The 7,813-nt window shown below is 76.7% G+C and carries 2 protein-coding genes; both read right to left on the minus strand.

The features are described from left to right. Window positions 1-4,937 (minus strand): beta-ketoacyl synthase N-terminal-like domain-containing protein (locus tag K7787_RS30995; protein WP_223003671.1); only part of this gene is annotated, 4,937 nt, incomplete at its 3' end. Window positions 4,938-5,037: 100 nt separating this feature from the next. Next, a partial coding sequence (locus K7787_RS31000) for an SDR family NAD(P)-dependent oxidoreductase (RefSeq protein WP_223003672.1) occupies window positions 5,038-7,813 on the minus strand: 2,776 nt, incomplete at its 5' end.

A 7,813-nucleotide genomic window follows, 5' to 3' on the forward strand; every position in this document is an offset into this window, starting at 1 on the left:
TGCGCGGGGGCCGGGCCGCCGTCGAGCAGCGCCTCGGCGCGGGTGAGGGTGGCGTTCTGCAGGACGCGCTGGGTCTCCATCACCACGGAGTGGGTGGCGACCATCTGGCGGCGCAGCTCGCGGACCAGGTCGGCGGCGAGCGCGCCGGTGCCGGCCGGGCCGGCGGGCGCGGCGGCGGCGTTCGGGTGCGCCGGCGCGGCGGCGTTCGGCTGGGCGGGCGCGGCGGCGCCGGTCGGGGCGGCGGGCCGGTCGGTCGGGGCGGGGGCCGCGGGGGCGGGCTGCGCCGGGCTCGCCGGCGCCCACGGCAGGAAGGCGATCGGGTCGCCGTCGAAGACGATGGCCTCGGGGTCCGCGACGGTCGGGTCGGCGGGCATGAGATCGGGTTCCTCCGGTGCGGTGGACGGGACGGGGGCGGAGGCAGGGGGCGGTGCGGATGCGGCGGCGGGCGCGGCGGGCGGCTCGGACCCGGTGCGGGGTCCGGGCGCGGCGGGGGCCTCGGACCGGGCGAGGGCCTCGGTCGCGGTGCGCGGCTCCGGGGCGGTGCGCGGGGCGGCCACGGAGGTGGCGACCGGCTGACGGTCCGTCGCCACGGCGGTCGCCGGGGCGGCGGTGCGCACGCCCTGGGCGATCCGCTCCGGGACCGGGTCGCCGCCGCCCACCCGGAACCGGGCGGTGCGCCGGGCCGGGACGGCCGCGGCGGCCTCCTGCGGTGCGCCGAGCAGCGCGGTGAGGTCCACCGGCAGGCCGTGCCCGACCAGCCGGGCGGCCAGCTGGGCGATCGACTTGGTGGCGGGCACGCCGCGCCGGTCCACGCAGGCCGCCACGTGCGGCTGCTCGCCGAGAGTGTCGCGCACCCAGCGCGAGCAGGTGGCGCCGGGGCCGACCTCGATGAAGTAGCGGTAGCCCCGCTCGTAGGCGGTGCGCACCAGGCGCGGGAAGTCGATCGGGGAGCGCAGGGTGTGCGCGATGCGCCGCGCGATGCGCTCCCGGTCCAGTCCGGGCAGCTCCTGGTAGTCGTAGGCGGAGAACAGTTCCAGGCCGTCGAGCGAGCCGGTCGGGTAGTCGTTCAGCCCGGCCAGGCCGTCGAGTTCGGCGTCCACCACCGGGCAGTGCATCACCACGCTGACCGGCGAGCGGGCCGCCGGGCAGCCCAGTTCCTCGATCAGCGCGCGGCACTCGGTGGGATCGCCCGCGATGACCAGCTCGCCGGGCGTGTTGACGTGGGTGAGGTACACCCGGTCGTAGCGCTCGATCGCGGCCCGCGCGGTCCGCTCGTCGGTGAGCAGGACGTGCGAGGCCCACAGGTCCTTGTCGGGGGCGTCGGCGGGGATGTCCCGCCACAGCTCGCGCACGGTGCGGCGGGCGCCGACGAGGCGGTCCCGGAAGATCGGCGTGTCGCTGATCAGATCGTCGCGGCGGCCCTCGGCGCTCCAGCCGCCGGTGGCGAAGAGCATGCTGGACTCGCCCAGGCTGTAGCCGAAGCCGCCGTGCGCGGTGACGCCCAGGACCCGGCGCACCAGGTGGGTGTAGAGGATGGCGAAGCTGGTGCCGGTGGCCAGCATGAACGGGACGTCGTCGCCGAGCGCGGACTCCAGCTCCATCAGCTCCCGCCGGCCCGGCGTCACATAGGTGCGCGGGTAGAGCAGGGCGGAGCGCAGCTGCCGGGCGGGTTCCTCGGCCTGCGCCTCGAAGTGCTCCAGCAGGCCGGGGAAGGCGCGGAACAGGTCCTGGCCGAGACCCGGGTAGGAGTTGAACGCGCCGGGGTAGACCAGCGCCACCTTGCCCTCGGGGCCGATCGGGCGGGCGGTGAAGAAGGAGCCCGCCGGGGTGGCCCACTCGCCGCCGGCGGCGTGCGCGCCGGGGATGTCCCGGGCGGCCAGCTCCAGTTGCCGGCCCAGCTCGGCCGGGTCCCGGCCGACGAGGACCGCGCGCAGCGGCGCGCCGGGCAGCTCCCGGGCGGCCGCGCGGGCCAGCGCCCACGGGTCGGCGCCGTCGTCCAGCAGACCGCGGTGCCGTTCGACGGAGGCCAGCAGCCCGTCCAGGTCCGGGGCGGAGAGGGCCAGCAGGACCGGGCCCCGGGCCCGCTGCCAGTCCCCGTCCACCACGCGCCCGCGGGTGCCGTCGGCGGACAGCACCAGATGGGCGCAGCCGCCCTGCGCGCCCACCATGCTGACGGCGGCGTAGCGCCGCGCCCGCCGCGAGTCGCGCAGCCAGGGCCGCGACGTGTCCGGCACGTACAGCGCCGAGTCGGCGAAGCCGGCCGTGAACTCGGGGTCGGGCCGCTGCCATCCGGTGGTCCCGGGCAGATAGCCGCCGTGCAGGCAGAGCACGGTGCGGATCAGCCCGGCCATCCCGGAGGCGCAGCCGGCGTCCCCGAGCTGCGCCTTGGCGCTGCCGAGCGCGACGATCCGGCTGGGGTCGGCGGGGCCGTCCGCGGCCGGGGCGTCCGTGCGGTACACGCGGGCCAGGGCGGTGAGTTCGGCCCGGTCCTCGTCGGCGGCGCCCGCCGCGTGGGCCTCGACGTAGCCGACCTCGGCGGCGGAGATCCCGGCGGCGGTCAGGGCGGCCTCGGCGGTGGCGGCCAGGGTGTCGGCGTCCGTGCGGGGCGCCGCGCCGTCGTGGGCCTGGGCGGCGCCGACGGCCAGGGCGTCCAGCCGGGCGTAGACCCGGCGGCCGGCCGCCTCCCCGCTGCGGGTGACGACGACCGCGCCGGCGCCCTCGCCGATCCGCACCCCGCGGGCGCCCTCGGCGAAGGTGAGGCCCGCCTCGGAGACCGCGTCGGGGTGCAGCAGCAGGTGCTCCGCGGAGCCGGTGAGGTCGACGGCGCCGATCAGCACCGCCTCGATCCCCGGGTCCATCAGCAGCAGCCGGGCGGCCTCCAGCGCCTCCGCCGTCCCCGAGCCCTCCGCCGAGACGGTGAAGGAGGGGCCGGTGAGGTTCCACAGCGAGGAGATCCGGCTGGCCATCACGTTGCCGATGTAGCTGAGCACCTCGTTGGCCACGATCGGGGGCACCACCGCGTCCCGGCCGACCGCGGCGATCGCGGCGAGCTGCTCCTCGGTCAGCTCCACTCCGGCGGCCTCGAACTGCTCGCGCAGGAAGCCCGACAGCGTGTACCGGGTGAGCCGGGCGTGCGTGTACGGCTCCAGCTCCATCGCCACCACCACCGCGATCCGCCGCGGTTCGGGCGCGCTCGCGCCCTTCGGGACGGCCCGGCTGTAGCCGGCGTCGCGCAGCGCCTCGTCGGCGACCTTGGTGGCCAGCGCGTGCTGGAGGTTGTAGGTGCGCAGGTCGGCGGGCGGGATCTTGTGGTCGACGGGGTCGATGTCGACGCCGTCCACGTAGGCGCCGTGCGGCACGGACTCGCCCGCGAGCCCGGCCCGGTCCAGGGTGCCGCCCCGGGTCTGCTCCAGACCGCGCCAGCGCCGCTCGGGCAGCGGGCCGAACGCGTCGGCGCCCGAGTGGACGGCCTGTTCCAGGGCGTCCACGCCGTCGAGCGGGCCGAAGTGCGCGCCCAGGCCGACGATGTCCAGCGCGGGCGGCTCGGCGGGGCTCTCCTCACCGGGCTCCCACAGCTCGGCGGCCTCGGGCGCGGAGAGCACGACGTGCGCGTTGGTGCCGCCGAAGCCGAAGGCGGAGACGGCCGCCCGCAGCGGCCCCACCCCCTCGGGCCACGGCCGGCCCTCGCGGACCAGCACGTCCTCCCCCACGCGTCCGTCGGCCGAGCGCACCGGCTGTCCGACGCCGATGGTGGGCGGGATGTGGCCGTCGTCCATGGCCAGGATGACCTTGAGCATGCTGCTCAGTCCGGCGACGGTGAGCAGGTGCCCGATGTTGCCCTTGACCGAGCCGATCAGCGGGACCTTGCCGTGCCGGCCGAAGAAGTCGGCCACGGACTCGGCCTCGGTGGCGTCGCCGAGCGGGGTGCCGGTGGCGTGGCACTCCAGGTAGTCGATGGTGGCCGGGTCCACGCCGGCCTCGGCGTAGGCGAGTTCGTAGGAGGTGAGCTGGCCGCCGCCCTGCGGGACGAGCAGATGGCGTCCGCTGCCGTCGTTGCTCAGGCCGATGCCGTCGATGACGGCGTGGATGCGGTCGCCGTCGCGCAGCGCGTCGGCGAGCCGCTTCACGGCGACCATTCCGGCGCCCTGGCCGGTGAGGATGCCCTCGGACCGGTTGTCGAAGGGCTGGCTGAAGCCGCTCTCCGGGTAGGCGTGCAGATCGCTGAAGGAGAGGTGGATGAGGGTGGGGTCGGGGGCGCAGACGCCGCCGGCCAGCACCAGGTCCACCTGTCCGGCGGCCAGGTGGGCGCAGGCCAGCTTGAGCGCGTAGAGCGCGGAGGAGCAGGCCGCGTCCAGGGCGTAGCGCGGGCCGCCGAGGCCGAGCGCGGCGGCGGTGACGGCCGCCGGGGAGCCGCTGACCCGCAGGTTCTCGCCGCGCAGCAGCTCGGCGTCGACCAGCGGGGCGCCGTCGGGGAGTCCGGCCAGCTCGGGCAGCCCGGCCCGGCGCAGTCCCTCCAGCACCGCCTCGCGGGCCAGCGGGACGCTGATCCGGGCCGAGGTGGGGGTGGGGAAGGAGTAGTTGCCGAGGATGAGCGCCGTGCGGTCGAGGGTCTCGGGCCGGGCCTCGTAGCCGCTGTCGCGCAGCGCCTCGCGGGCGGTGTACAGCGACCAGTGGAAGATCCGGTCGAGGGGGGCGAGCTGCTCGGCGTCGAGGCGGTAGCCGGTGGGGTCGAACTCGAAGTCGGTGATGAAGCCGCCACGGCGGCAGTAGATGCGGTGCTGCGGGTCGAGGTCGGCGTCCCGGGGCGTTGCGCCGAAGATCTCGTCTCCGCCCTCCCGGCGGGCGTCCGCCCCGCTGCGCAGGTTCTGCCAGAACTCGGCGGGGGTGCGGGCGCCCGGGAAGAGACAGGACAGGCCGACGATGGCGTACTTGCTCATCAGAGCGAGGTCCCTCCGTAGGTCGGTCGGCCCGGCCGGCGTGCGCGTAGGCGCCGGCCGGGCCGACCGGTCAGGTCGTCAGTCGGATACGGACGGGCGGTCAGCCGCTGACGAACTTGGCCGTGAGCTGCGGCGCCGAGATGACGGACACGTCGTGCAGGCGCGTCAGCACCCGTCCGTCGGGGGCACAGGCGGTGACGGTGAGCCGGGCCTCGGCGCCCGCACCGGCGGTGCCGGGCTCCACCAGGACGACGAAGGGCTCGCCGTCGGGCAGCGGGTGGTGCAGCTCGGCGTGGCCGACGGCCAGCGGGAGTCCGGCGCTGCCCCGGAAGAGCCGCACCCACACCAGGGCGGCCTGCAGCAGCAGGTCGGCGGTGCCGGGGGCGTAGTGGGCGCCGGCGAAGGCGCCGCCCTCGGTGCGGTGCTCGGCGAGCGCGCACTCCAGGACGAGCCGGGACTCCTCCTCGGCGAGCACCCGCCGCACGCCGCGCAGCGCGGGCCCGTGGAAGAGGGTGCCGTCGGTGTAGAGGCCGTCGGCGGGCCGGCCGCCGCCGAGGGCGGGCAGTCCGGCGACGGGCGTCTGCGGCGCGGCCGGCGCGGCGTCCAGTACGGCGGCGTAGTGCGGGCGCACCGCGCCGTCCTGGTTCACCGAGCGGATGGCCGCCTGCACGGCGCCGGGGGCCTCGGGCAGCGGGGTGATGACGAGGCGGGCGTTCTCCGGCTGGGTGCCGTCGAAGACGATGCCCTTCTGCACGGAGAAGTCCCGCACCTGGCGGACCTCGCCGCCGGTGGCGCGCTCCACCGCGCCGATCGCCCAGCCGAGGGCCGCGGCCGCCGGGAGCACCGGGGCGTCGCCGATGACGTGGTCGGCCACGAGCGGGTCGCGGTCCAGGCCGGCGATCCGCCGCTCGACGGTGACGGTGGCCGACGGGGCGGCCGGGACGCGCTCGGAGAGCGGGGTGGTCGGGCCGAGCACGGTCACCGCGTCGTCCGCGCGCTCGGCGGCGAACTGGTCGGCGAACATCTCGGCGCCGGTGTCCTGCGGGATGAGGACGATGCCGCGTTCCCGGAAGACGGCCTTGATCTCCGGGGAGACCATGCCGCTGTCCCAGGCGCCCCAGTTGAGCGAGGTGACCCGGGCGGCCGGGTGGCGCCGCTTCCAGGAGGACGCCCAGGCGTTGAGCGTCTCGTTGGCCATGGCGTAGTCGGACTGGCCGCGGTTGCCGAAGAAGCCGGCGACCGAGGAGAAGAGCACCACGTGCCGCAGCGCGTCCGCGTCCAGCGCGGCCGTCACGGCGCGCAGGCCCGCCAGCTTGGGAGCGAAGACCCGCTCGATCTCGGAGGCCTTCTTCTGCGCGATCAGCTGGTCGGCGAGGACCCCGGCGCCGTGCACGAGGCCGGTGATCCGGCTCCGGTACGGGGCGAGGGCGGCGGCGGTGGCCTCCGGGTCGGTGATGTCCACCGCCAGGTACTCGGCCTGGCTGCCCGCGGCGCGCAGCGCCTCCAGGGTGGCCCGCACCTCGCGGCCGCCGACGACGGCCCGGTAGGCCTGCTCGACGCGCTTCGGGGTGGGCTTCTCTCCGGCGCGCTTGAGGTCGGCGGCGGCCGCGGCCTTGAGCGCGGCGGCCTCCGTCACCCCGCGGGCCCACTCGGGCTCCTCCTCCAGCGGGGTCCGGCCCAGCAGGAGCAGGCCCGGCCGGTGACGGCGCGCCAGCTCCGTCACGCAGGTCGCGGTGATGCCGCGCCCGCCTCCGGTGACGACCAGCAGGTCCTCGCTGCCCAGCGGCTGCGGCTGCGCGCCGGTCGGCTGCGCCGGCTGCTCGCCGAGGGTGAGGGTGACGCGGCGGGTGCCGTCGTGGCCGACCTGGACGGGCTCGGTGGCCGCGTCGTACACCTCGCCGAGGACCAGCGCGGCGGCGGCGTCGGGCGCGAGGCCGGGGGCCAGGTCCACGGCGCGGGCGAAGACCTCCGGGGCCTCCACGGCCAGCGTCTTGACCAGACCGGCGACACCGCCGAGCGGCGTCAGGTGCTCGTCGACGCCGCCGAGGCCGAAGGAGCCGTCCAGGCGGGTGACGGTGGTGTAGGCGGCGCGGCCGAACGCGGCGGCGCCGTTCAGCGGCTCCACCAGGTGCTTGGCCACCAGCAGGGTGTGCGCGAGGCGCCGCACTCCCTCGGCCCAGTCCGCCGGGGCCTTGGTGCACAGGTCGAGGACCAGGCTGACGCGCTCGCCGAGGGCCTCCTCGACTCGCGAGGCGAGTTCGGTGACGCCCCAGCCGGTGAGCGCGTGGTCCACCGCGTCCTCCACCCGCTGCGGCACGCCGGGCAGCCGCAGCACGTGCACCTTCCAGCCCTGCGTCTGGAGCCGGACGGCGATCTCCTGGGTCAGCTCACCGCCGTCGTCCACGAGCAGCGCGGCCGGGGAGGCGGGGTAGGCGTCCACCAGCTGGTCGGGCACCGGCAGTTCGGCGAGGACGGCCTGCGCCCTGCCGATCCGCCCGCGCTCCGGGGCGGCCTCCGGCTCGGACGCCGGGGCCGACGGGGCGGTGGGGGCGGCCTGCGGGGCCGGGGCGTCCTGGCCGGCTATGAAGCCGACGATGTCCTGGAGCGTGCGCAGCTCGGCCAACTGCTCCGGGCTGGCCGGCGTACCGGCCGCGAACCGCTCATGCAGCACACCCATGATCTCGACCCGCTTGATGGAGTCGATCCCCAGATCGGCCTCGACATCCATACCGAGGTCCAGCATCTCCGCCGGATAGCCGGTCTTCTGCGCCACGACCTCCAGCAGCGCGGAGGTCACCGTGGCCGCGTCCGGACCGGCGGCAGCGGCAGCCGGGGCGGAGGCAGCCGGCGCGGCGACCGGCTCAGTGGACGCGGCA

The organism is Streptomyces sennicomposti, assembly GCF_019890635.1.
GTDB classification, from domain to species: domain Bacteria; phylum Actinomycetota; class Actinomycetes; order Streptomycetales; family Streptomycetaceae; genus Streptomyces; species Streptomyces sennicomposti.